Genomic DNA, 26,853 nt, shown 5'->3' with positions numbered 1-26,853 from the left:
GCGGCTCCACGCAGGAGGGTGATGGTGTGCGACGGGGGTGGGACAAGGAATTCCCGGCCGCCCGCACACCCGGCCCGCCCCGGCGAGAACCGGTCGCGGCAATGTTCTGGAACAACGGACCTCATATTCCCGCTGCTTTGCCCGGCCGGATACCGCGGCTTCCTTCTCCGCCCGGCCCGCCGATTCCTCCGGCCCCTTTCCGCCACGGGGATCACACCCTCGGACACCGCTTCTTCGTCCGCGCCGGCCGCACGGCGCACACCGGCCGTGCCCGCACCGCCGCGCCGCCCCCGCAGTGACCGCGCCCCGCCTCCTCCCCGCACGGATAGGACCATGACGGACTCCCGCCACCCCGCCTCCGCCGACCGGATCGCCCTCATCGGCATGGGCTGCCGCCTGCCCGGAGGCGCCTGCGACTCCCGGACCTTCTGGCGCAATCTGACCGAGGGCCGCGACTGCCTGGTTCCGACCCCGCCCGACCGGTACGACGTCACGACGCTGGGCAGCCGGGACCCGGCCAAACCGGGCCGGCTCACCGGCGCCCGGGGCGGATACATCGACGGATTCGACGAGTTCGACCCGGAGTTCTTCGGCATCAGCCCGCGCGAGGCGGCGCACATGGACCCGCAGCAGCGCAAACTCCTGGAGGTGGTCTGGGAGACGCTGGAGGACGGCGGGCAGGACCCCGCGAAGCTGGCGGGCGGTCAGGTCGGCGTCTACATCGGGGCGTTCACCCTGGACTACAAGATCCTGCAATTCGCCGACCTCGGCTTCGGCACCCTCGCCGCGCACACCCCCACCGGCACCATGATGACGATGGTGTCGAACCGCATCTCGCACTGTTTCGACTTCCGCGGTCCCAGCGTCTCGCTCGACACCGCGTGCAGCTCCTCGCTGGTGGCACTGCACCTGGCCCGGCAGAGCCTGCTGCGCGGCGAGAGCGATCTGGCGCTGGCCGGCGGCACCCTGCTGCACATGGCGCCGCAGTACACCGTCTCCGAGACCAAGGGCGGTTTCCTCTCCGCCGACGGCACCTCACGGGCGTTCGACGCGTCGGCCGACGGCTACGTCCGGTCCGAGGGCGTCGCGGTCGTGGCGCTCAAACGCCTCGACGACGCGCTGCGCGACGGCGACCCGGTCCACGCGGTGCTGCTCGGCAGCGGCGTCAACCAGGACGGCCGGACCAGCGGCATCACCGTGCCCAGCCAGGACGCGCAGATCTCCCTCGTCCGGCAGGTGTGCGCCGAGGCGGGAATCACCCCCGGCGGCCTCCAGTACGTCGAGGCGCACGGCACCTCCACCCCGGTCGGGGACCCCGTCGAGGCGCAGGCGCTCGGCCGGGTGCTGGCCGAGGGCCGCCGTCCGGGCGACGCCTGCTACGTCGGCTCGGTCAAGACCAACATCGGGCACACCGAGGCCGCGGCCGGCCTCGCCGGGCTGATCAAGACGGTGCTGTGCCTGAAGCACCGGCGCATCCCGCCGCACCTCCACCTGGAACGGCTCAACCCGGCGATCGACGCGTCCGCACTGCCGTACACCATCCCGACCCGGACGGTGGACTGGCCCGCGCACACCGGCCCCGCGCGCGCCGGCGTCAACTCCTTCGGCTTCGGCGGCACCAACGCCCATGCCGTACTGGAGGAGGCCCCGGCCGCCCCGGCCCCCCGGCGGGCGGGGCAGCGGCCGGAGTACGCCGTACTGCCGCTCAGCGCCCGCGCCCCGGAGGCGCTGACCGAGGTGGCGGCCGGGATCCGCCGGGAACTGGCCGGCGACCACGGCGAACCGGTGGCCCCCGACGACCTCGGCCACACCCTGGCCCACCGGCGCCACCACCACGAGCACCGGCTGTCGGTGGTGTACCCGACGCGGGACGCGCGGCGATCGCTGACCCGGGCGCTGGCCGCGTACGAGCGGGGCGAGCCGCACCCCCGGGTCGTGACCGGCCGGGCACGCGAGCGCGGACAGCGGCGGCTGGCCTGGGTGTTCACCGGCATGGGCCCGCAGTGGTGGGCGATGGGCCAGCAGCTCTTCGCCGCCGAACCGGTCTACCGCGAGGCGGTCGAACGCTGCCACGAGGAGATCCGCCGCCTCGCGGGCTGGTCGCTGATCGACGAACTCCACGCCGACGAGGGCGCGTCACGGATGGCCGAGACCTGGCTCGCCCAGCCCGCCAACTTCGCCGTGCAGACCGGCCTGGCCGCCCTCTGGCGCAGCTACGGCGTCCGGCCGGACATGATCGTCGGGCACAGCACCGGTGAGGCGGCGGCCTTCCACGAGGCCGGGGTCTACAGCCTCCAGGACGCGGTCGCGGTCGTGGTGCACCGCAGCCGCCTGCAACAACGTCTCGCCGGCACCGGCACGATGCTCGCGGTCGGCCTGCCGGAGGCGGAGGCCGAGCGGCGCATCCGCCCGCTGCGGGGCCGGGCCTGTGTCGCCGCGGCCAACAGCCCGACGTCGACCACCCTCGCCGGGGACGCGGCGGCGCTGCGGCAACTCGCCGACACGCTGCGGACGGAGGACGTCTTCTGCAGACCCCTCGCCGTCGAGGTCCCGTACCACAGCGACCGGATGGCGCCCATCCGGGACGAACTCCTCGCCTCCCTCGCGGGCCTCAAACCGGGCCGGGCCCAGGTGCCGCTCCACCTCACGGCCCGGGAGGGGGCGGCCGCCGGCACCGAACTGGACGCCGACTACTGGTGGGAGAACGTCCGGCGGCCGGTCCGCTTCCGCGCCGCCGTCGAGCGGCTGGCCGAGGACGGCGCCTCGGTCTTCCTGGAGATCGGCCCGCACCCCGTCCTCGGCCACGCCATCCGTGAGTGCCTGGCCGGTACGGGGACGGAAGCGGTGACGCTGCCCTCGCTCCGGCGCGAGGAGGACGAACCGGAAGGCATCGCGCGGACCCTGGCGGCGCTGCACACCCTCGGCACCGAGGTGGCCTGGGACGTCCTCCAGCCCGCCGGGCGCCCGGTGCCGCTGCCGCGCTACCCGTGGCGCCGCGACCGGTACTGGACCGAGCCCGAGCCCGTCGCCCGCGTACGGCTGGGCCGGCTCGACCATCCGCTGCTGGGCCGTCGCACCGCCACCGCCCAGCCCACCTGGGAGAACCGGATCGACACCGAACGGCTGCCGTACCTGGCCGACCACCGCATCCAGGACCACCCGGTCTTCCCGGCGGCCGGCTACCTGGAGATGGCGGCACAGGCGGTACGCGCCCTGACCGGCGGCACCGACGTCGTCCTGTCCGGCGTCGAGTTCCCGAAGGCGCTGTTCCTGAACGAGGCCGTACCGAGCCCGGTGGAGCTGGCCTTCACCCCCGGCGACGCCCGCTTCACCATCGCGACGGCGGGCCCGGACGGCGCCGTGCACGCCACCGGCACCGTCCGCTCCGGCCAGCCGCTCCGCGCCGGTGCCCCGCTCGACCCCGCGGCGGTCCGCGCCCGCACCCCGCACCGGCTCGGCCACGACGACGCCTACGCGGCCCTCGCCGCACTCGGCTACCACTACGGCCCGGCCTTCCGGGGCATCGAGGAGGTCTGGACCGGCCCCGGTGAGGCGCTCGCCCGGATCCGGCCGCCCGCCGACGGCACGGACGCCGACCACGCCCACCCCACCGTCCTCGACGCCTGCTTCCAGACCCTGCTGACCACGCTGCTCCCGGCCGGCCGGGAAGGCGGCGGCATCCGGCTCCCCCTGGCCGCCGGAGAGGTACGGCTGGCGCCGCTCGGGAACGGCCCGCTCTGGGCCCACGCCACGGTCACCCGGCGACGCGACGGCGAGCTGACCGGCGACCTCGCCCTCCACGCGGACGACGGCACCCCGCTCGGCCGGATCACCGGCTTTCGCGCGGGGGACGTCGAGGCTGCCCCCGCCCCCGTCGCCCTGTCCACCCTCGACAGCTGGCTGGCCGAACCGGTCTGGACCGACGGCCCGCCGCTCCCGGACACCGAGGGAACACCGCCCGACCTGCTGATCCTCGCCGACGCCGGGGGAGTCGGCGAGGAACTGGCCGCCCTGGCACGCTCCCGCGGCGGCCGGTGCCGCCTCGTCCGGCCGGGCGGGAGCTACCGCCACGACGGCGACACCGCCACCGTCCGCCCCGACCGCGCGGCCGACCTGGCCCGGCTGCTCGCCGAACCGGACACCCCGGCGGGCGCCGTCGTCCACCTCTGGAACCTCGACCTGCCCGCCGTCGACGACAGTACGGGCGACGACCTCGACCGGCTCGCCGGACTCGGCTCCTACTCCCTCGTGGGGCTCGCCCAGGCGCTGCCCGGCTCCCGCCCCGCTGCGCGGCTGTTCATCGTCACCCGCGCCACCCAGCCGGTCCGCCCCGGCGACCCGGTGGAACCGCTGGGCGCACCCGCCTGGGGCGTCGGCCGCGTCCTGTGGCAGCAGGAACTCACCGCACACCGCGGCCGGCTGATCGACCTCGGGCCGGACGGGGCTGCGGACGCGGCGGGCCGCCGGGCCGAGGCGGCGGCGCTGCTGGCCGAGGTCATGGCCACCGCGACGGAGACGGAGGGGAGCGCGGACGAGGTCGCGTACCGCGGCGCGCGGCGCTGCGTCAGCCGGCTGCGGGCGGCCACCGGACTGACCCGCCCGCTGCCGCTGCGGCTGCGCGCCGACGGCAGCTACCTGGTGACCGGCGCGTTCGGCGCCCTCGGCCGGCTGCTCTGCCGCACCCTGGTGCGCCGGGGCGCCCGCCGCCTGATCCTCGCCGGCCGCACCCGGCTCCCCGACCGCGAACGGTGGCCGTCGACAGACCCCGCGTCCCCGGCCGGATCCTGCGTGGCGTTCCTGCGGGAGCTGGAGGCACTCGGCGCCCAGGCGGAACCCGTCCCGCTGGACGTCACCGACGAAGCGGCGCTGACCGCCTGGCTCGACAGCCACCGCCGGCGCGGACTGCCGCCGCTGCGCGGAGTGTTCCACCTCGCCGGCAGCGTCCGCGACACACTCGTGCCGGAGATGGACCGGACGGCGTTCGACGCCGGATACCGGCCGAAGGCGATCGGCGCCCAGCTGCTCCACCGCCACCTGCGCGACGAGCCGCTGGACCACTTCGTCCTCTTCGCCTCCATCGCCTCCGTCCTGACCACCGCCGGACAGACCAACTACGCCGCCGGCAACGCCTTCCTCGACGCCCTCGCCCACCACCGGCGGGCGGCCGGACTCCCGGCCCTCAGCCTCGACTGGGGCCCCTGGGCCACCGGGATGATCGAGGAACTGGGCCTCATCGAGCACTACCGCCACGCCCGCGGCATGACCTCGCTCCGCCCGGACACCGGCATGGCCGTCCTGGAGCGGGCGATCGGACAGGACCGCGCACAACTGCTGGTCGCCACCGTCGCCGACTGGCCGCTCTTCCGGTCCTGGTACCCCGTACCGCCCCCGCTGCTGGCCGACCTTCCGGCCACCGCCGAGACGCCGCCGCCCACCACCGGCGGGCTGCCGGAGACGTTCCGCGCCGCCGGCGAGGAGGAGCGCCGCGCCCTGGTCACCGAGCACTTCACGGCGCTGGTCGCGGGAGTCCTCGGCGTACGTCCCGAACGGATCGACGCCGACGCCGACCTCGGCGCCCTCGGGCTCGACTCCCTGCTGGCCATGGAGGTACGGGCGCGGATCCACACCGAGTTCGGGGTGGCGCTCCCGGTGGTGGCGCTGCTGAGCGGCCGCCCCGCCGGAGAACTGGCCGGTCAGGTGCACGAGGCCCTGACCGAACTGGCCGCGGGCGGCGACGCCGGAGCGGACACCGCGGTCGCACTCCACACCGACGAGCGGCGCTACCCCCTCACCCACAACCAGCAGGCCCTGTGGTTCCTGCGCCAGCTCCACCCGGACGCCTACGCGTACAACATCGGCGGCGCGGTCGAGGTGCGCACCGCACTCGACCCGGAGCTGATGTTCACCGCCTTCCGCACCCTCCTCGCACGCCACCCCCAGCTGCGCACCAACTTCGTCCTTCAGAACGGCCGGCCCGTCCAGGTGGTCGCGGACGACCCGGCGCCGGACACCGGACTCTTCGACGTCGAGGGCGAGGAGTGGCCCGAGATCCACCGGAAGATCGTCGAGGAGTACCGCAGGCCCTACGACCTGGCGCACGACCCGCTGGTACGGCTGCGGCTGTTCCGGCGCGGACCGGACCGCTGGGTGCTGATGAAGGCCGTCCACCACATCGTCTCCGACGCGATCTCCACCTTCACCTTCATCGAGGAACTGTTCGCCCTCTACGAGGCGCTGCGCCACGGCCGGCCCGCCTCCCTGCCGCCGCTGACCGCCCGGTACCTCGACTTCCTCAACCGGCAGAACACCTTCCTCGCCGGCCCCGACGCCCGGCGGATGCTGGCGTACTGGCGCGAACGGCTCCCCGCCGACCTGCCGGTCCTCGCCCTGCCCACCGACCGGCCCCGCCCGGCTGTGCTGACCCACAACGGCGCGTCCGAGTTCTTCGTCCTGGACGCCGAACTCTCCGCCCGCGTCCGTGAACTGGCCCGCACACACCACGTCACCGTGTTCATGGTCCTGCTGAGCGCCTACCACCTGCTGCTGCACCGCTACTCGGGCCAGGACGACATCGTCGTCGGCAGCCCGGTCAGCGGCCGCACCGAGGAGGACTTCGCCGGGGTCTACGGCTACTTCGTCAACCCGCTGCCGCTGCGTGTCGGCTTCGACGGCGACCCGTCCGTCGCCGAACTGCTGGACCGGGTCCGTACGGCGGTGCTCGGCGGACTGGACAACCAGGAGTACCCCTTCGGCCTGCTGGTCGAGAAGCTGGGCCTGGAACACGACCCGAGCCGCTCGGCCGTCTTCCAGGCGATGTTCGTCCTGCTCCACCACAAGGTGGCCACGGAACGGTACGGCTACCGCCTGGAGTACATCGAACTCCCTGAGGAAGAAGGCCAGTTCGACCTGGCGCTCTCCGCCTACGAGGAGCGGGCCGACGGCTGCTTCCACTGCGTGGTGAAGTACAACACCGACCTCTTCCGCCCCGGCACCGTCCGGCGGATGGCCGGGCACTACCGCACCCTCCTCGACTCCCTGACCCGGGCGCCCGCCGACGCGCCCGCCGACGGGCTGGAGATGCTCGGCGCCGGGGAACGCGAGCGCATCCTGGGGGAGTGGAGCGGCGCCGCCCGGCAGGCGCCGGCCCCCGACCTGCCGGTCCACGAACTCTTCGCCCGCGCGGCGGCCGCACACCCCGAGACGGTGGCGGTCGTGGACCCCGCGGGCGACCGGCTCACCTACGCCGCACTCGACCGCCGCTCCCGCGCGGTGGCCGCCCGGCTGCGGGAGCTGGGCGCCGGTGAGGGCACCGTCGTCGCGCTCCACCTGGACAAGACGCCCGAGCTGATCGCCGTCCTCCTCGGCGTGCTCCGGGCCGGCGGCGCCTACCTCCCGCTCGACCCCGCCCACCCGGCCGAACGCCTCGCCGATCTGACGGCCCGAGCCGGGGTCGCCCTCCTCGTCACCGACCGGGACCGCCCCGACCTGGCCCGCCTGGCACCCCGGACGGTCCGCGCGGCGGAGCTGGACGGCGACCCGGCGGCGCCGCTCGCACCCGTCGGGCCCGACGCGCCCGCGTACGTCCTCGGCACCTCCGGCTCCACCGGCCGCCCCAAGGCCGTCGAGGTCAGCCACCGCAACCTCGCCTCGGCGTACGCCGCCTGGCAGCGGGAGTACCGCCTCGGCCGGGACGTCCGCGTCCACCTCCAGATGGCGTCACCGGCGTTCGACGTCTTCACCGGCGACGTGGTGCGGGCCCTGTGCTCGGGCGGCACCCTCGTCCTCGCCGGCCGTGAGCTGCTGTTCGACACGGCGGGGCTGTACCGGACGATGACGGCCGAGCGCGTCGACTGTGCGGAGTTCGTCCCCGCCGTCGTCCGCGGACTGCTGAGCCACTGCGAGCGGAGCGGCCTGCGCCTGGACTTCCTGCGCCTGCTGATCGTCGGCTCCGACGTCTGGAAGGCGGCGGAACACCGCAGGCTGGCGGCGCTCTGCGGCCCCGCCACCCGGCTGGTCAACTCCTACGGCCTGACCGAGGCGACCATCGACAGCGCCTGCTACGACGGACCGGTGGACGGCCTGGAGCCGGGCCGGACCGTCCCGATCGGCCGCCCGCTCGCCCACAGCACGCTGTACCTCCTCGACCGGTACGGCGCGCCGGTGCCGCCCGGCGTCACGGGCGAGCTGTGGGTCGGCGGCGCGGGCGTCGCCCGCGGCTACGTCAACGACCCCGAACAGACCGCGCGGTCCTTCACCACCCGCCGGCTGGGCGGCGCGCCGGTCCGCCTCTACCGGACCGGCGACCTGGCCCGCTGGGACGCCGACGGGGTCCTGCACCTCCTCGGCCGGGCCGACGCCCAGATCAAGGTCCGCGGCCACCGCGTCGAGCCCGGCGAGATCGAGGCATGGCTGACCGGCCGGCCCGACGTGGCCCAGGCGTGCGTCACCGTCCGCCCCCACCGGGGCGACGACACGCTGTGCGCCTACTACGTCCCCGCGGCCGACCCGGCGCCCACCACCGCCGAACTCCGCCGCCACCTGACCGAACACCTCCCGCCGTCCATGGTCCCGGCCCACCTCACCGCGGTGCCCGCCCTGCCGCTCACCCCCAACGGCAAGATCGACACCGCGGCCCTCCCCGAGCCCCGGCCGGACACGGACCCGCTGCCGTACGCGCCGCCGGTGACGCTCTACGAACGGCGGATGGCCGATCACTGGCGGGAACTGCTGGGCCTGACCGAAGCCGGTCTCGACCACGACTTCTTCGCGTCCGGCGGCAGCTCCGTCGGACTCATCGAACTGATCGCCCGCCTCCAGGCCGAGTTCGCCGTCACGCTCCCGGTCGGCCTGCTGTTCCAGGCCACCACCGTGCGGGGCATGGCACGGGCGCTGGAATCCGTCGTCACCGGCCGGATCTCGGGAGCCCACCCCTACCTGCGCTTCAACGACGGCGCCGACGCGGACCGTACGGTGTTCTGCTTCCCGCCCGCCGGCGGCCACGGACTGGTCTACCGCGGACTTGCCGCGCTCCTCCCCGACCACCCGCTCCTCGCCTTCAACTACCTGCCCGGCGAGGACAAGACGGCCCGCTACGCCGACCTCGTCGCGTCCGTACGGCCCGACGGCCCCTGCACCCTCTTCGGCTACTCGCTCGGCGGCAACCTCGCCTTCGAGGTGGCCAAGGAGCTGGAGCGGCGCGGCCGGGAGGTGACTGACCTCGTCCTCATGGACGCGCACCGCGTCACCGAACCCTTCGACCTCGGCCCGGACCACCTCGCCGCCTTCGAGGAGGAGCTCCGCGGCCATCTGCGCGAGCACACCGGCTCCGACACCGTCGCCCGGCACACGCTGGAGCAGGCCCGCGAGTTCATCGCCTTCTGCGGCCGGACCCCCAACCTCGGGACCGTCCGCGCCCGGATCAGTGTGATCACCGACCGGGAGAAGCTGCCCCTCCACACCTCGCGGGGGCCCGGCGCCTGGCACGGCTCCTCCACCACCGGCACCACCGTCGTCCCCGGCCACGGCCGCCACGCCGACATGCTCACCGAGCGGTTCCTGACCGGTAACGCGGAGCTGACCCGCCGCATCCTGACGGAAGGCACCGGCCATGACGGCGCGTAACGCACCACGGGTGATCATCATCGGCGCGGGCGTCAGCGGTATGGCCGCCGGCTGCTACGCCCGGATGAGCGGCCTGGACACCCTCATCCTCGAAAAACACGTCCTGCCCGGCGGCTGCTGCACCGCCTGGTCCCGCGACGGCTACCTCTTCGACTACTGCATCGAATGGCTGAGCGGCACCGCCCCGGGCACCGCCGCCCACCAGGTGTGGCAGGAACTGGGCGCGCTCGACGGCAAGACCGTCACCCACTTCGACCGCTTCAACCACGTGGTCGACGAGGACGGCCGCGGCGTCAGCTTCTACAACGACCCCGACCGGCTGGAGCGCCACCTGCTCGCGCTCTCCCCGGCCGACGCCCGGCCGATCCGCGCCTTCTGCCGCGACCTGCGCCGCTTCGCCACCCTCGACCTGCACCCGCTCACCCCGCCACCGCTGCGCACCCTCCGCGAGAAGGCCCACCTGGCACGCACCGTGCTGCCCGCCTTCCGCCTGCTGTGGCGCACCGCCGCGACACCGATGGACCGCTTCGCCGACCGGTTTCAGGACCCGCTGCTGCGCCGGGCGTTCCGCCACATCTTCTTCCAGGACACCGGCTTCCCGATGCTGCCCTACCTGTTCGGGATGGCCGCCGCCCACACGGGCAACGGCGGCTTCCCGCAGGGCGGCTCCCTGGGCCTGTCCCGGTCGATCGAGCGGCGCTACACCTCGCTGGGCGGCGAGATCCGCTACCGCTCCCGCGTCGAACGCGTCCTGGTCGAGGACGGCCGCGCCACCGGCGTCCAGCTCAAGGACGGCACCCGCCACGAGGCGGACCACGTCATCGCCGCCTGCGACGGCCTGACCACCGTCCACCGCCTCCTCGGCGGCCGCTACACCGGCCCCCGGATCGACCGGCTCTACAAGGACGTCCTGCACCGCCCCGGCACGGTCTTCCCCGCGATGGTCTCCGTCTTCCTCGGCGTCGACGGCGAGTTCTGCGCCCGCGAACCGCACAGCACCACCCACCTGCTCCCCGCCGACCAGGCCGCCCGCCTGCCCGGCGCGCTCCAGAACAGCCTGGTGGTCCAGGTACGGTCCCGCTACTCGGACGGTTTCGCCCCACCGGGCAGGACGGTCCTGCACTGCACCTACTTCAGCGACTACGACTCCTGGAAGAGCCTGCGCCGCACCGACCGCCGCGCCTACCGCGCCCGCAAGGAGCGGGCCGCCGCCTTCGTCCGCGACTTCCTCGAACGCCGCCACCCGGGCATCGGCGCCCGTACCGACGTGGTGGAGGTGGCCACCCCCGTCACCACCGAGCGCTACACCGGCAACCGGCATGGCAGCGTCCTGGGCTGGACGGCCTTCTCCGAGGCCGACGACCTGGTGGCGGAAGTGGTCAACCGGGACCGGCTGCGCCTGCCCGGACTGCGCGGCTTCTCCCTGGCCGGCCAGTGGGCCGGGATGGGCGGCCTGATCCGCGCCGCCACGACCGGCCGCTACGCCGTCCAGTACCTCTGCGACGAACTCGGCACCGCGTTCCGCGCCACCCCGAGCGGCGGCGGACCACCCTGGCACCCCTCGATGCTGGGCCGGCTGCCGCAGCTCGACCCGCGTCCCCGGCGGACCACCGCGCGGAGGCCGGTATGAGCACCGGACGGCGGTCGATGGTCGTCATCGGCGGCGGGCTCGGCGGCCTGTCCACCGGCTGCTACGCGCAGATGAACGGCTACCGCACCACCATCGTCGAGATGCACGAACTCCCCGGCGGCTGCTGCACCTCCTGGGACCGCGGCGACTTCACCTTCGACTGCTGCGTCAGCTGGCTGCTGGGCAGCGGCCCCGGCTCCGAGATGCACCGGATCTGGCTCGAACTCGGCGCGCTCCAGGGCAAACAGATGCGGCACTTCGACGTCTTCAACATCGTCCGCGGCCGCGACGGCCGCTCGGTCCGCTTCTACTCCGACCCCGACACGCTCCAGGCCCACCTCCTGGACCTCGCACCGCAGGACGCCCGGCCGATCCGGCAGTTCTGCTCCGGTCTGCGCGCCTTCCGCTCCCTTCTGGCCCGCTACCCGTTCCTCAAACCGGTGGGCCTGATGGGCACGGTGGAGCGCTGGCGGATGCTCGCCGGCTTCCTGCCGTACCTCAACGTCGTCCGCCGGTCCCTCACCACCTTGATGACGGACTTCTCCGCACGTTTCACCGACCCGCTGCTGCGCGAGGCGTTCAACTTCATCCTCTACGAGAAGCACCCGGCCTTCCCGGTACTGCCGTTCTACTTCCAGCTGGCCTCGCACGCGAACCGCTCCGCCGGGGTCCCCGAAGGCGGCTCGCTCGGCCTCGCCCGCTCCGTCGAACGCCGCTTCCGCACCCTGGGCGGCGAGATCCGCTACAACGCCAAGGTGACGGAGATCCTGGTCGAGGACGACCGGGCGCGAGGCGTGCGGCTGAGCGACGGCCGCGAGATCCGGGCCGACATCACCGTCTCCGCCTGCGACGGCCACACCACCTTGATGCGGCTGCTCAAGGGCCGCTACCTCACCCCCGCCTACCGCGACCTCTACACCCGCACCATCGACGAGCCGGGCATGCTCTTCCCCGGCTACGTCACGGTCTTCCTCGGCCTGCGGCGCCCCTTCCCCGAGGGCGACCCCTGCACCACCCACCTCCTCGACACCGCCGACGCCGCACGCCTGCGGGGCATCCGGCACCCGAGCCTCAACGTCCAGTTCCGCTCCCGCCACTACCCGGAACTGGCCCCGCCCGGCTCGGACATCGTCTACGCCAGCTACTTCTGCGACATCGCCCCCTGGCGCGCCGTGAGCACCGGGGCCGAACACGGCAGCCGGGTGCGCCGGGGCGAGGAGATCCACACCCTCCCGGTACGCCGCGGCCGTGCCTACCAGACGGCCAAGCGCCAGGTCCGCGACACCGTCGTGGACCTCCTCGACCGGCACCACCCCGGCCTGCGGGACCAGATCGCGGTCTGGGACGTGTCCACCCCGCTCACCCAGGTCCGTTACACCGGCAACTACGACGGCACCGTCCTCGGCTGGCAGCCGTTCGTGGCCGGCGGGGAGACGGTGGAGAAGGAGATCGAACGGCACGGCCCCGCCCTGCCGGGGCTCCGGGACTTCTACCTCTCCGGCGTCTGGGCCACCACCGGCGGCCTGATCCGCGCGGCGGCGGCGGGCCGCCACGTCCTCCAGTTCATCTGCCGCGACGACGCCAGACCCTTCATCGCCACCGTCGACGAGAGTGCCCCGCCCCCGACCCACGTCCTCACCCGCGTCGGCCCCCCGGCGGAAGCGGCCCGCCCCGCCCCCTGACGACCGGCACCGCCTCCGGGGCCCGGCACCCCGGTCAGCCGGGAGCGCCCGCGCCCTGCCGCCCGCCCCGGCCCGGCGCGCGTCCCTCCCCGCCGGGAAAGACCGGCTTCGTGCGCCCGCGGCGATTCCCGGCATACTGCTCCACCGGAGGCGCCGGCCACTCCCGGGAAGAGGCACGCCGCGCCCGCCGGACGTACGTGCCCGAGCAGTGACCGGCCGCCGGAGGATCTCTCCGCGCCGCCGGCTGGACCACCGAGGAGCAGGGATGACCGAGGCGACCGGCGGACGCGTGAGGGCGGACCGAACGCCCTCGGCGGGCCGGCCACGCAGGCCGGGGCTGGACGAGGACGTGCTCCGGGCGACCGTCCGGCACCTCGTACGGGACGGCTACGCGGGCATGTCGGTGGCGCGGATCGCGGCCGACGCCGGGACCACCCGGCCCACGGTCTACCTGCGGTGGCCGACGAAGCAGGCGCTGGTCGTCGAGGCCGTCCGCCACACCCTGGGGCAGCCGCCGCGGGCGGTCCCGCGGAGCTGGCGGGCGCTGCCTCCCGAGGAGCGGCTGCTGCGCCTGCTGCGGGAGATGCGGCCGACGGGCGGCGGCGAACAGCGGCTGCTGTACGCGACGTTGTCGGCCGAGTGCGGACGGGTCCCGGACCTGCTCACGCTGCTCGGTGAGGAGATCGTGGAGCCGCGGGTGCGCCTCGTCGGCATGTTGCTGGAGGAGATGAAGGAGCGCGGGGAGGTCCGCGCCGACGTCGACACCGGGCACGCGGCGGCGATGCTCTTCGGCGTCCGCTTCGTCGACTCGCTGCGGGCCGGCCCCGGGGAGGGCGACGCCGACCGGGAGGACGACCCCGACCGGAAGAGCGTCGCCCTGCTGTGGCGGGCCGTCGCCGCCGATCCGGTGTGAGACCTTTGCGCGGACCTGCCCGCCGGGGACGTATCGGGCCGGTGTCCGCGCCGCCCGGTGCCCGCGACCGGCGGGCGGGCGCGTTACGGAAGCCGGTCCCGCGCGGCGCCGTCGACAGGCCGCCCCGGCATTCACCAAATCCCGGCGCCGTCCACTGACGGCCCATCAAAAACACCTGTCACGGCTTGTGCTGATCACCCATCATTACTTGTCAGGCCGGTAAATTAACGTGACCGCACAGCGCACGGCGCCCGACCGTCGCGCCGGGAAAGCGGTGATGTGGGTGAGCGCAGGGCCGGACACCGAAGCAGTCGCGAGGACCGCCGACGCGGGAACCGCACCGCCACGACCGGCCCCGCGGTCACCCGTCGCCGGACCGCTGACGTCGGTGAGCGAGGCCGCGCGGGCACCAGGACTCGGCCTCGCCCAGGTCATCGACCGCGTCATGAACGGGTACGCGGACCGCCCCGCGCTGGCCGAGCGGAGAGCGGAGCCGGTCACCGACCCCGCCACCGGCCGGCGGTCCCGGCGGCTGCTGCCGGAGTTCGGATATCTCAGCTACCGCGATCTGTGGGCGCGGGCCGGGGCGCTCGCGGCCGACTGGGCGTCCACCGGCATCGCGCCGGGCGACTTCATCGCGGCGATCGGGTTCACGAGCGCCGGATACGCGGCCCTGGACCTCGCCGTGGTCCGCCTGGGCGCCGTCGCGGTGTCACTGCAGGCCGGCGCGGCACTGTCCGCGCTGCGGGACATCACGGCGGAGACCGGCCCCCGCGTCCTCGCGGCGACCCCCGAATACCTGGACAAGGCGGTGCGGCTGGCCCTGGAGACCCCGTCGAGGCCACAGCTGCTGGTCTTCGACCACCACCCGGACGTCGACGCCGAGCGCGAGGCGTACCAGGACGCGGCGCGGCGGCTGACCGGTGCCGGACTGGAGATCAGCACCTTCGACGAGGCCGTCGCCCGCGGCCGCACGCACCGGGCGCCGCTGTACGAACCCGGTCCGGACCAGGACCCGCTGGCGATGCTGATCTACACCTCCGGGAGCACGGGCACCCCCAAGGGCGCGATGTACCCGCAGAGTTCGCTGCTGAGGTACTGGCGCGGCGGCGGCCTGGCGGCGGTCGACCCGCAGGCCCCGGCCTGCATGCTCAACTACATGCCGATGAGCCACATGTACAGCCGGGTGACGCTGGCCGCCACCCTGGCCCGGGGAGGCGTGGTCCACTACACCGCACGCAGCGACCTCTCCACACTCATCGACGACCTCGCACTCACCCGCCCCACCGAACTGTTCGCCGTGCCCCGCGTCTTCGACATGCTCCACCAGGAGTACCAGGCCCGACTGGCGCGGCGTGCGGGCGAGTTCGCGGACGACGCGGAGCTGGAGGCCGCCGTGAAGGAGGAGCTGCGCACCCAGGTCCTCGGCGGCCGGCTGCTGATGGCGATGGTGGGCAGCGCCCCCATGGCCCCGGAGATACGCGCGTTCGCCGCGTCCTGCCTCGGCGTCCCGCTGCGGGAAGCCTACGGATCGACGGAGGCCGGCATCGTCGTGACCGACGGCCGGGTCACCCGCCCGCAGGTCACGGACTACCGGCTGCTCGACGTCCCCGAGCTGGGCTACCACACCAGCGACCGGCCGCACCCGCGCGGTGAACTACTCCTCAAGGCCGATGGACTCTTCCCCGGTTACTACGGGCGCCCGGAGGCCACCGCCTCGGTGATCGACGCCGACGGCTACTACCACACCGGCGACATCATGGCCGAGACCGGCCCCGACCAGCTCGCCTACGTGGACCGCCGCAACAACGTGCAGAAGCTCTCCCAGGGCGAGTTCGTCACCCTCTCGAAGGTCGAGTCGGTCCTCACCGCGAACCCCCTCGTCCGCCAGATCTACGTCTACGGCGACAGCGCCCGCTCCTATCTGCTCGCCGTGGTCGTCCCCACCGAGCCGGCCCTCGAACGGGCCGGCGGCCCGGAGGCCCTCAAGCCGCGGCTCGCCGAATCCCTCCGGCACACGGCGGAGGAGGCCGGCCTCGAACCGTACGAGATCCCCCGCGACTTCCTGATCGAGACCGAACCGTTCAGCACGGCCAACGGGCTGCTCTCGGACATCAGGAAACTGATCCGCCCCCGGCTGCGGGAGCGCTACCAGGACCAACTCGACCAGCTCTACGACACCCTCGCCCGGCGCCGGAGCGAGGAACTGCGGGCGCTGCGCGACGCCGGACGCGACCAGCCGGTGTACCCCGCCCTCACCCGCGCGCTCAGCGCCCTGCTCGGCACCGCGCCCGCGGACATCGACCCGGCGGCCCGCTTCACCGACCTGGGCGGGGACTCGCTCTCCGCACTGTCCCTCGGCAAGCTGCTGGAGGAGATGTTCCACGTCGAGGTCCCGGTGAGCGTGGTGACCGGCCCGGCGTACGACCTGGCGGGGCTGGCCCGGTACATCGAGACCCGGTGCGCGGCCGGCGGGGAGCGCCCCACCTTCGCGCGGGTGCACGGCCCGGCCGCCACCGAGATCCGCGCCGCCGACCTGCGGCTGGACGCCTTCCTGGACGCCCGGACGCTGGAGGCGGCGAGGCGCCTGCCCGCCCCGGAGACGGGCCGTCCGCAGACCGTGCTGCTGACCGGAGCCACCGGCTACCTCGGCCGCTTCCTCTGCCTCGACTGGCTCGAACGCCTCGCCCCGCGCGGCGGCAAGCTGATCTGCCTGGTGCGCGGCGCCGACGACGCCGCGGCCCGCGCACGGCTGGAGCGCGTCTTCGACACCGGCGACCCCGACCTGCCGGCGCACTACCGGAAACTGGCCGACGGCCACCTGGAGGTCCTCGCGGCCGACCTCGGCGAGGCCCGCTGCGGACTCGACGAGACCACCTGGCTGCGGCTGTGCGAGGAGACCGACACCGTCTGCCACCCCGGCGCACTGGTCAACCACGTCCTCCCCTACGACCAGCTCTTCGGGCCCAACGTGGCCGGCACCGCCGAACTGATCCGGCTGGCACTCACCCGCAGGATCAAACCCTTCGTCAACGTCTCGACGGTCGGGGTCGGGGACCAGGTCGCCCCCGGCGCCTTCACGGAAGAGGCGGACATCCGGCGGATCAGCCCCGTACGCCGGTGCAACGACGACTACGCCAACGGCTACGCCCTGAGCAAGTGGGCGGGCGAGGTGCTGCTCCGCGAGGCCCACGAGCACGTCGGCCTCCCGGTCAGCGTCTTCCGCTCCGGCATGATCCTCACGCACCGCCGCCACACCGGCCAGCTCAACGTGCCGGACATGTTCACCCGGCTCCTGCTCAGCCTGGTGACCACCGGAATCGCCCCCGGCTCCTTCTACGCCGGCGGTGACGGCGATCACCGGCCGCGGGCGCACTACGACGGTCTGCCGGCCGACTTCAGCGCCGAAGCCGTCAACGTCCTCGGCGCCCTCCACCCGCACGACGACGGGGGACACCGCACCTACCATCTCCTCAACCCGCACGACGACGGCATCTCCCTCGACACCTTCGTGGACTGGCTGACCGACGCCGGATGCACCGTGCGGCGGATCCCCGGATACGACGAGTGGCTGCGCCGCTTCCGTACCGCCCTGCAGGGACTGCCGGAACCGGTGCGCCGCCGCACCGTCCTGCCCCTGCTGCACTCCTACGAGCGGCCCGCGCTCCCCACACGCTCCGGCACGGCCCCGGCGCCCCGCTTCGAGAAGGCCGTCCGGGAGGCGCGGCTCGGCACCGAAGGCGATATCCCGCACCTCACCCCCGGACTGATCGCCAAGTACCTCACCGATCTCCGCCGGCTCGGCCTGCTGCCCGCCACGTAGCCGCGCGGGCCGTCCCCGCCCGGTCGGGCCGCCGGCGCCCTCAGCCCTGGTGCGCTTCGTGGACGGTGCGGGCGATGCCGCGGAGCAGGGCGATGTCGGGGTGATCGCGGTTGTCGGCGAACCAGGTGAGGGCCATCGTGCAGGGAGGCACGTCCGCCACGTCGCGGTAGCAGATTCCCGGCCGTGGATAGAAATCGCGGGCCGAGGCGGGGAGGAAGCCGATGGCCTGTCCGCGGGCGATCTGGAGGAGGACGCCCTCCACATCGACGGCGAGTGAGACGAAGCGGACCGGGCTGCCGTCCGGGCGGGGGTCGATGGCCCAGAAGTCCCGCCACACACGGGGGGATTCCGGCGGCATGGCGATCATCGGCCGGTCGGAGAGATCGGCGAGGGCGAGCCGCTCGCGGGCCGCGAGCGGGTCATCGGTCGAGAGGCAGACGACGCGGGGCTCCTCGGCCAGGTGCTGGCTCTGGATCCCCACCGGTGTGGGCGGACGCAGGAACGCCGCGTCCACCTCCCCCTGCGCGAGGGCCTCGTACTGGTTGACGAAGTTGAGGCTGCGTATTTCCACGGTCAGCCCGGGGCGGCGCCGGTGCAGTTCGTCGAGGATGGCGCGGGTGTGCGGCATCGCGGGCTCGGCGGTCAGCGTGCCGATGACGAGGCGGCCGCCCGCCGCGCGGGACCGGGTCGCCGCCACCCGGCGCAATCCGTCCATGGCCTCGGCGACCGCCCGTGCCTCGGGCAGCAGAGCCGTTCCGGCCGGGGTGAGGCGGACGGCCCGGGTGGTGCGCTCGACGAGCTGGAGGCCGAGCTTCCGCTCAAGTCCGCGGATCTGCTGGCTGAATGCGGGCTGGGTCATGAACATCCGGGCCGCCGCGCGACCGAAGTGCAGTTCCTCGGCGAGTGTCAGGAAGAGCCGCAGCTGGTGCGCGCTGGGGTCCGAGCGTCCGTTCGGCCCCGGGGCCGGGTTCTCCTTGGCTGCCTTCATGGCCCAGAACGTAGCAAGTGGCCGGCGCGGCCCGGGAGTTCCTCCTCGTCCGCGCCGCCGGACGGAAGCCGTCGCGGGCACCGGCGTCCGCCCGCACACGGTGCTGACGGCGGCTACGCCTACCACCCCGCCGAGGCACCCCAGGCCGTCCGCGACCGCCTGGAGCGCGCCCGCCGCGACGGCCACTCCGAGCCCTGCGCGCATCCGGCCTCCGGCCCCGAGGCACGAGCCCGTCCGCGAGGACCACGACGTGCCGTGGCCGACGCGCCCACCCGACGGATGCTGTGCGGGCACCCGGCCCTGTGCCGTACGGCCCCACCGCCACGGCACCCCCGGCCACGGCCGCGACCACGTCCTCCCGCCCTGGCCCCGCCCCACGCGACCCTCCCGGTCCTCACCGGCCGGCTGGCTGGCACTGGGGACCTGGCAGTCGATCTGCCTGGCGGACACGAATAGCGATAATGCGCGGCGCGAGTGGCAGTTGGGATTCCTCGGGTGCCGCCCAGATATTGCCCCCCCCCACGTGCTTACAGGCTTCCACGATGGTCGGACGTCGGCCCATGTGCCGGAAGCAATTCTCCCGCTCGCGGACCGGGCCTGCGGCCCTGAGCAGGTCTGGAAAAGGGGCCCTCATCATGAGGGGCACGAGCAGTATGGGGGATGCCGGGTGAGCACCTGGGCACGTACTTCGGATCACGCCAACAGCGCGGCTCGATCAGGAGTGCGGATAATCCGGGAAGCGGAGGTCAGCGCACCGGCCAGACGTAACTTGAAGCATCGGGGCGCCGGAGACGTGTCGAAAATTCTCCTACGGTCTTGAACGGGCCGCGGGAATCCCGCCATCATCGATGCCGTCGCCCACGTTACGTCGCCGTGCCCGGACTCATTATGTTGAGACTGCTTCCGGGCTCTTCGGTGTGGGCCGACTCGACCGCTGGTAAAGAAATAACAAGGTGCGCGCATGAATTGCGACCTCATGGTGGGGGCTGATCTCGACGTCGTGAACGCGACGTCCAAGGAGGTCTATGCACAGCTCTATCCGCAGTACTTCACCGGCTCACAGTCCTTCGGCGTGGAAGGCGCCACGTTCACCGTCTCCTGGGACGTCAAGCAGGCCCCGGTCTTCGGCCTCACCCCGCCCTCCTCTCTGTCCGAGGCCGTCTTACGCGCCCACCTCACCGAGGGGCCGGCCGCGGGCCGGTTGGCCGAGGAGGAACTCACCGAGCACCTGGCCGCCCTGCGCAATTCGCTGGACGGGAGCACCTTCCGGGTGCGGCTCGACCAGGTGCGCATAACGGTCGACTCGGGGGACGGGAGCCCTGTCGAGGAGGACGCCGCGATCACCGTCGACGTCCAGGCAGCGACGTCCGATGCGGGCCTGTTCCGCCTCAATCCCCTCAAGGCCACCGCCGGCGCACCGAGCGGGATCGACCAGATCTTCCTGGACAAAGTGGTGCTGCCCAACGTCCTCGATCAGGCGCGCAGGATCCTTTCGGGCGTCACTCTGCCCGCACCGCAGATCCCGGGCCTGGCCCTGTCGACGCCGGTCCCCGTCATCCAGCCGCGCCGGGCCGTGGCCGCCCTCAACCTGGCCGAACACGGCGCGCCGCAGCCCCCGTTCCCCGGCAACTGGCCGCAGAGCCCGTTCTTCGCTCTCCTCGGGCGGAACGCGGTCGAGCGCATCGCGCAGATGGCGACCGCCTCTCTGGAGGGCAGGTCGTTCCACGCCGGCGACAGCAAGGACTTCCCGGGCGGCAGCGCGTATTACAAGGCCGGCATCACCATCCACGACGTACGGTGCGAGTCCGTGTGGGACGACGTGCCGACCGTGCGCGTCCACACCGCCGTTTCCGGCAGCGGCAGCGCCGGTATCAACTGGCTCTGGGGCGGGTCGACAGACGCGTTCTTCGCCCTCTTCCTGCGGCCCGATCCGACGGTCACGCTCACCTTGGCCATGTCCGGGACGACGCTCAAGGCCACGGCCGTCGACGTGAGCCCCTTCGGCCTGACGCTCCTACCCACCCGCGGCGACATCGTCAGCATGATCGTCTCGTGGGTCGTCGACGCCTTGTCGTCGACGTTCGGCGGCATCGTGGGGAGTGCGCTGCGCGGTGTTGAATTCCCGGTGGGCGAATTCCCGGCCATTCCCATCGATGTGGATCCTGTACATCTCGACGTGCTGCCGGCGAATCTGACCCTGGCGCGCTTCGGTGACGCGCTCGCTCTCCAGGGGGACGTGACGGTCACCCAGCGGTAGAGGCTTTGGATTCCAGGTAGTGGGCCGGGATCTCCTGTCTGCCGGTGGGGCCGGTGCCGGATGAATTTCGATAACTTCCGTCGCAGCGCTGCCCGCTCGGCTTCGCGCCGCCCAGTTACGTGAGGGAAGTCAGGTGGGTGGAAATATGCGAACGGCTTGCTCATCCGCCGAGTAAATGGGCCTTGAACAATGGCTGGGAAATTGATTGTTCCACTCCTCACACAACCCTTTGGATCGGCTCCCATGACCGAAACTCCGTTTGACCTCGCACTCGGAATCCACGTCGATGCGCTCAACTCCGGCCTCAAATCACTGCACAGTCAGCACCATGCTGTGTTCCAGGGCGACTACGGACCCGAGGTCATCGAAGACATCCCCTACACCTTCTCGTGGGAATTCGTGCAACCTCCGGAGTTCGCCCTGAAGAAGCCGGACACCGGTCGCTGGGCCGAGATGATCAAGGCGCAGGGCATCATGGATCTCCCCGACTCGGGCGTTCTCCAGATTCACGCCCCGCAGTTGAAGGTGAACGGCACCATCGACGGCGAGCCCCTCCCCGAGGGCATCAGCGAGGTGGAAGTGGCCGTCCAGGCCAAGGTCGACGGCGGCACCATCACCGTCGTCCCGCTCGGTGTGTGGCTGCCCAGGATCCCGGACAAGTTCACGAGGACCATGGTCGAGGAGGTCGTCGTGCCGAACGTCCTCGACCAGGCGAAGAACCTGGTGCACGGGCTGAAAATCCCTGTCCAGGATCTCTTCGGCCAGCAGGTGACCCTCACCCCGGTCCTGCTGGACGTCACCGGGACACACCTGGTCCTCACGGCGACCGCCGTGACCGGACAGGCTCCCGCCGCCGGCGCCTTGGCCGGTACGGCCACCGACTGGCCGTCGGAAAAGCAGGTCTTCCTCCTCGTCGGCCGGGATCTGCTGGCCCGCCTCGTCCAGGGAGCCCTGGACCAGTGGCGCGGCACGCAGTTGGCCAAAGACGACAAGACTCTGATCGGAGTCGCCTCCGTCTGGTGGGAGGCGACGTTCCGTAAGGCCGACAACGTGACGGCCGACGAGAACGACCCGACCACCATCTCGGCCGACTTCGACATCCCGTGGTCGGTCGGCTTGGACCTGTTCCCCGTCGCCCCCGGCAAGGGGTGCGCGGTGTTCAAGGCATCTCAGGAGTCCTGAACCCCTCTTCCTCGTCGTTCCCTCACTCCAGGAGGTCCGCGCACATGAACGCGCTGATCGACTTCGATGTCACCCTCTCCCCGCAGGAACCCAACGTCGCCTTCAAAGCGACCGGTCTGACGGACACGGCCCTCTCCGTGACGCTGGAGAAGATCGTTCTGAACCTCGTGGTGCTCAATCCCGTGTCCGATGCGGCCAAGTTGGCCGCCGCACCCGCCAACCTCCTGGCCCTCGCCGCGCCGGCGGTCGTCAAGGCCGCGCTCGAAGGCAAGAAGACCGTCGACGTCCCGCTCGACAAACCGCTGGGCACCGACATCGCCGTCAACGGCCGGACCGCGGCCGTGAAGCTGACGTCGCCGCAACTGGGCTCTCATGACGGGATGCTCATGGTCAGCGGCACGTTCGCCGTCTCCTGAACCGTCCCCGTACCGCTCCTCCCTGTCCGACCGACCACTTCAGGAGACCCGTTGAACGCGCCCCAGCCCCCGCAGTCCGGCGACGCCCGGCCCGGTCCCGAGGCCGAGACGCTCCACCTTGCCGACACCCCCGGCTACCCCCTGGCCCGTAGCGTGGAGATGCCCGCCGGCCTCGACTACCCCACCGGCTCGCTGAGCTTCCGCCTCGGTGCGCTCCGGCTACGCGCCGAGGGGCGGCCGGAGGTACTCACCGGGGAGACCTCTGGCGGCGCCCGCCGCATCGTCCACCGCATCCCGGCTCTCGTCCTCACCGGCCACTACGCCCTCGACACCCGGCCTGACGAGATCCGGGAGATCGACACCGCGGGCAACCTTCGCCCGCTCTCCGCAGAGGTGCGGCAGCCGACCCTGCCGGCCGGGGCTCGGGCCGTCGCCCCCGACCACCCGGACGAAGAGACCGTCCGCCGGTGGACCGCCCGCGCCGACGCCCACCGCACCAAGCTGATGAAGACCGAGAACGGCCGCCAGGTCCTCATCCAGTACGGCACGCACAACGAGAGCTACTACGACATCTTCAACAGCAACTCCTCGGTGTCCTCCAACCTCCGTAAGAAGTGGGCCGAAAAAGGCATCACCCAGCGCATGTCGGAACACACCTACGGCACCACCGATCCGGACGGAGCCACCGGCGCCCGGCTCGGGGGAGGGGACGGACAGCCGGTCAACCGCTGGGAGGACCCGCAAGAGGGCGGCCAGTACAACATGCACGCGTGGCGGCAGCGGACCACGGTGCAGACCGCGCTCACCACCGAGGCCGCCCGGATCCAGCAGAAGGATCCCGACAAGGCCCAGCGTCTCCGGGATGCGGCCATGGCCGCCGAGAGCTTCTCCAAGTCGGTCCAGGACACCGGCAACGACGGCCGGCAGACCACTTTCATGACGCAGGACGACGTCTACACGACCATCGACCGGCACTCCGGGGAAATGCCGGCGGTCTCCCCGGAGGAACTGGCCCGCTACAACGGACTCGCCGCTTTCGCCGATGGGGAAGTGCAGGCGCGACCGGCTGCGGACCAGGAGACCCGGCCGGAGGAGACGCAGGAGCCGGGGGACTGGATCACACTGTCCGACGAGGAACACACCATCGTCCAGGAATTCGGCGCCGCCGCCTACCACGACGAGGCGACGCAGGGGCCGCAGGCCACCGACACCCTGCACACGGGCGCGTGCACGGCCCGCCTGGAGGACGTCCGCATCACCACCCTTCTCACGCCGGACGGCACACCGGCGGACGTGGCAGTGGAACTGCCCGACCTCGCGCTGAGCATCGACGACGAGGAGTGGCGGGGAACGGCAGCCGACGTGGCCCGCGAACGCCTCGCGGCCATGCGGTTCGTGCACACGCTGCTGCAGGACAGCGTTGCCGAGACCGTCCGCCACGCCGCCTTCACCGGCATCACCGGCTACGCCCACCCGCAGGACGGACGGTCCTGACCCGTGCTCATCCTCGACACGACCGCCCCTGCCGAGGACGTCCTCGGCAGGGTGTGGACGAACCTGCTCGCCGACGACGTGCCGCGCTTCGAGTCGTTCCTCGAACAGGCGCTGGCCCCGCAGCAGGAGTACCTCACCGACGACGAACGAGCCCTGTACCGGCACGGCAAACGGCTGCGCCCGGCCGTCCTGCTGCTGGCCGCCCGCATGGTGCACGGCTGCGCGCCGATCCCGGACAAGGTGCTCCAGGGCGCCGTCTCGCTGGAGATGCTGCATGTGGCGACGCTGATCCACGACGACATCGTGGACGGCGCCGCGGTGCGCCGCGGCCTGCCGTCGGTCAACGCCGCGCGCGGCACCGAGACCGCCGTACTCGTCGGTGACCTGCAGTTCGTCCAGGCCATCCGCGGCTTCGTGCGGACCATCGACCGCGACAGCGACATGGGCCTGATCGAACTCGTCCTCGACACCGCGTTCCAGATCGGCTGCGGCGAGCTCGACGAGCTGCGCACGGACCTCGCCCAGGACCCGGAACTCCTGGCCAGGACGTACTGGCACACCGCCGACCGCAAGACCGCCGCCCTGTTCGGACTCGCGGCCGAGGCCGGGGTGACGCTGGCCGACGGGCACAGCGGCGACGCCCGCCGGGCCGGGTTCTACGGTCGCCGGCTGGGCCGTGCCCTGCAGGTCATGGACGACCTCTTCGACCTCGCCCAGGACGAGGCCGGCTCCGGTAAACCGCGCGGCATGGACCTGCTGCGCCGCCGCGCCTCCCTGCCGCTGATCTACGCCATGCAGGAGTGGGGCCCCGAGCACGCGGTCAGCCGCATCATGCGCGGAGAGCCGACCGGCGCCGAGGCCCTGGAGCGGACGCTCGCCGAGGTCCGCAGCGGCCGCGGCTTCGCGCGTGCGTACACCGATGCCCGCGCCCAGGCGCTGGAAGCCGTCGAGCTGCTGCGCCCGTTCCCGGCCGGACGGTACCGCTACGCGTTGGAGGACCTGGCCCTGCACGTCGTGGACCGCGGGGCCTGACCGCGGCCCGGCAGCCCGCCCCGACCGACCACCCCTGGAACCCGAGGAGAGCTCTGTGGCCACCGAGCTGATGAACTTCATCTGCGCCACCATGGACAAGCGCGTCAACGACCCTGACAGCCCCTACTGGCTGCCCACCGTCCTCAAGGACATCCGTGCCACCGACGGCCACACGCTGCATCCGCTGAACGTCGACATGTGGGATATCGGGGAGCTCGCCGACGCCGAGGGCGAGGGGATCGGGGACAACATCGCTGCCCAGTGGTGGGTGCGTGTGGGATTCGCGTTGGACGAAGCGAGGGACCGCGGCGTGCCCGGACTTCCGGACGACCTCGACCCCTTCACCAGCCAGCGCGACGCCGACCGCCCCTACCCCTCACTGTCCCTGACCTCCGTCACGGTCGACGGGCTGGCGAACGCCTCGGTCGGGGAATTGCAACACCTCACGCCCACCGAGAACGGCTACCGGGGCGCGATCCGGGTCACCATCGCGGCGTACGACACGCACGGGTGGCAGAAACAGCTCACGGTCAAGGGCACGTACAGCCTGGTGCAGCACGTGGTGGTGATCGACGACCCCGGGGACGGCCGTGGAGGAGACGGCCTGAAGCCGCCGACGAAGGTCGTGGTCAACGGTCTGGAGGAGGTGGAATGGCCGCGCCAGGAGATCGAGGGCCATGGACAGTTCACCGCCACGGCCGAGGACCTCGCCTTCGACGTCGTGCTGTGCGCCGAGGCCACGGGCACGGGCCCGGACCGCACCCCGCGACTGACCATCGAGTCGATCACCGTCGCGTCGCAGCCGGCGTTCCACCTCGACGAGAAGTCCCTGACCGTCGAGGGCAGCACGGTCGACGCATCCACCCTCGGCATCTGGAAGCAAGCGGCGGCCGACGCCTTCAACCACCCCGACGCCGGTCAGGCCCTCACCGCGAAACTCGTCGCCACCCTCGCCGACCCCTCCTTCCGAGACCAGTTCTCCTCGACGGTCACCACCCAGCTGGTCAAGGCGGTGGACGGGATGCTCGGCGCGGTCCCGACGGGCAGCCTGCCCTCGGACGACAGCGGCTTCCCGTCGACGTACGGGCCGCTGGAGGTCTACCTCTTCGACCGGCTGCGGGCATCGGTGAACGACACCGGATCCGGCTTCTACCCCCCGTCCGTCGTGCTCGGGGCGACCGATCCCACGCTGGAGCCGTACCGTCTCGAAGACATCGACCTCGGCCCTACCAAGATCGGCGTCGTGACCGCCGACCTCAGCTTCACGGGAGGCTCGGTCAAGGGCGTCTCCAACGTCCTGATTCCCGTGAAGGACGCCGCCCTGACGGACGGGGGCATCGGGGCGACCCTGAGGTTCGGCCAACTCCCGGGCGACACCAGGATTCCCGGGCCCCCGCTCACCATCACGGGCACGGGCGTCGTGAGATTCCCCGACGCCACGGCCGCTCGCGCGGCGGCCCCGGAAGGCTACGCGGCGAGTGACGACGACACGATCGAGATCGGCATCACCGTCACCGTCAACCAGCCCTCGGCGACGGCCGCCCTGTCCTTCAGCGGCGGCGACGCCGACGAGCTCGCCGTCGGCCTGGACGCGCTCACCCTCGCCATCGCCACGAAAGACATGCAGGTCACGATCAAACTCAAGGAGCCCAGCCCCTTCGAAAAGATCATCGAGCGGGTGCTCAACAAGGACGAGGTCAAGCAGAAGATCATCGACGGCGTGCAGAGCACGGCCGACGCCCACCGGACCGACATCGCCAAGGCGCTCACCGACAACGCCCGCGCGGTCATCCGCGCCAAGACCGAAGGCTGACC

12 protein-coding genes and 1 pseudogene are annotated in these 26,853 nt (G+C 72.4%); 12 read left to right on the top strand and 1 reads right to left on the bottom strand.

Annotation, left to right across the window (positions count from 1 at the left end; genetic code table 11):
- The first annotated feature begins 333 nt into the window (after positions 1–333).
- The 5 genes from ACZ4M8_RS25940 to car all read left to right on the top strand — a co-directional run bounded on the left by ACZ4M8_RS25940 (position 334) and on the right by car (position 17,669).
- Positions 334–9,621, top strand: coding sequence for a non-ribosomal peptide synthetase/type I polyketide synthase (locus tag ACZ4M8_RS25940; protein ID WP_467611230.1), 9,288 nt, complete (start codon positions 334–336; stop codon positions 9,619–9,621).
- Entirely contained in the window at positions 9,608–11,251 is a 1,644-nt protein-coding gene (locus ACZ4M8_RS25935) for a phytoene desaturase family protein (RefSeq protein WP_467611228.1), read from the top strand. The genes ACZ4M8_RS25940 and ACZ4M8_RS25935 overlap by 14 nt, the downstream gene beginning before the upstream one ends.
- Before the next feature lie 17 nt (positions 11,252–11,268).
- Complete coding sequence (locus tag ACZ4M8_RS25930; protein ID WP_467611322.1) at positions 11,269–12,933, top strand: phytoene desaturase family protein; 1,665 nt, start codon at positions 11,269–11,271, stop codon at positions 12,931–12,933.
- 265 nt (positions 12,934–13,198) lie between these two features.
- Positions 13,199–13,846 carry a TetR/AcrR family transcriptional regulator gene (locus ACZ4M8_RS25925; RefSeq protein ID WP_467611226.1) on the top strand — a complete coding sequence of 216 codons (648 nt, stop codon included), beginning with the start codon at positions 13,199–13,201 and terminating at the stop codon, positions 13,844–13,846.
- Positions 13,847–14,075: 229 nt separating this feature from the next.
- Positions 14,076–17,669, top strand: a complete 3,594-nt coding sequence (car, locus tag ACZ4M8_RS25920; protein ID WP_467611224.1) for a carboxylic acid reductase — start codon at positions 14,076–14,078, stop codon at positions 17,667–17,669.
- A 40-nt stretch (positions 17,670–17,709) separates the two neighbouring features.
- On the opposite strand, the gene ACZ4M8_RS25915 is transcribed toward car, so the two are convergent.
- The gene (locus tag ACZ4M8_RS25915) at positions 17,710–18,657 is read right to left on the bottom strand and encodes a LysR family transcriptional regulator (RefSeq protein WP_467611222.1); all 948 of its coding nucleotides are present in this window, start codon (positions 18,655–18,657) and stop codon (positions 17,710–17,712) included.
- Positions 18,658–18,973: 316 nt separating this feature from the next.
- On the opposite strand from ACZ4M8_RS25915, the pseudogene ACZ4M8_RS25910 reads away from it, so the two are divergent.
- The 7 genes and pseudogenes from ACZ4M8_RS25910 to ACZ4M8_RS25880 form a co-directional block, all read left to right on the top strand.
- Positions 18,974–19,153 (top strand): annotated as a pseudogene (locus tag ACZ4M8_RS25910) (YjbQ family protein); the annotation flags it as partial.
- Between the two features lie 465 nt (positions 19,154–19,618).
- Positions 19,619–20,914, top strand: a complete 1,296-nt coding sequence (locus ACZ4M8_RS25905; RefSeq protein WP_467611220.1) for a hypothetical protein — start codon at positions 19,619–19,621, stop codon at positions 20,912–20,914.
- Positions 20,915–21,157: 243 nt separating this feature from the next.
- On the top strand, positions 21,158–22,096 hold the full coding sequence (locus ACZ4M8_RS25900) for a hypothetical protein (RefSeq protein ID WP_467611218.1): 939 nt from the start codon (positions 21,158–21,160) through the stop codon (positions 22,094–22,096).
- A 44-nt stretch (positions 22,097–22,140) separates the two neighbouring features.
- Positions 22,141–22,512 carry a hypothetical protein gene (locus tag ACZ4M8_RS25895; protein ID WP_467611216.1) on the top strand — a complete coding sequence of 124 codons (372 nt, stop codon included), beginning with the start codon at positions 22,141–22,143 and terminating at the stop codon, positions 22,510–22,512.
- A 51-nt stretch (positions 22,513–22,563) separates the two neighbouring features.
- Positions 22,564–24,006: a hypothetical protein gene (locus ACZ4M8_RS25890; RefSeq protein WP_467611214.1), complete on the top strand. Its 1,443-nt coding sequence runs from the start codon at positions 22,564–22,566 to the stop codon at positions 24,004–24,006.
- Positions 24,007–24,009: 3 nt separating this feature from the next.
- Positions 24,010–25,038: a polyprenyl synthetase family protein gene (locus tag ACZ4M8_RS25885; RefSeq protein WP_467611212.1), complete on the top strand. Its 1,029-nt coding sequence runs from the start codon at positions 24,010–24,012 to the stop codon at positions 25,036–25,038.
- Positions 25,039–25,093: 55 nt separating this feature from the next.
- Positions 25,094–26,851: a hypothetical protein gene (locus tag ACZ4M8_RS25880; RefSeq protein WP_467611210.1), complete on the top strand. Its 1,758-nt coding sequence runs from the start codon at positions 25,094–25,096 to the stop codon at positions 26,849–26,851.
- Positions 26,852–26,853: the final 2 nt, after the last annotated feature.

Source organism: Streptomyces sp. NPDC027185, from assembly GCF_055567035.1.
This window is presented reverse-complemented; position numbering and strand designations above follow the sequence as displayed.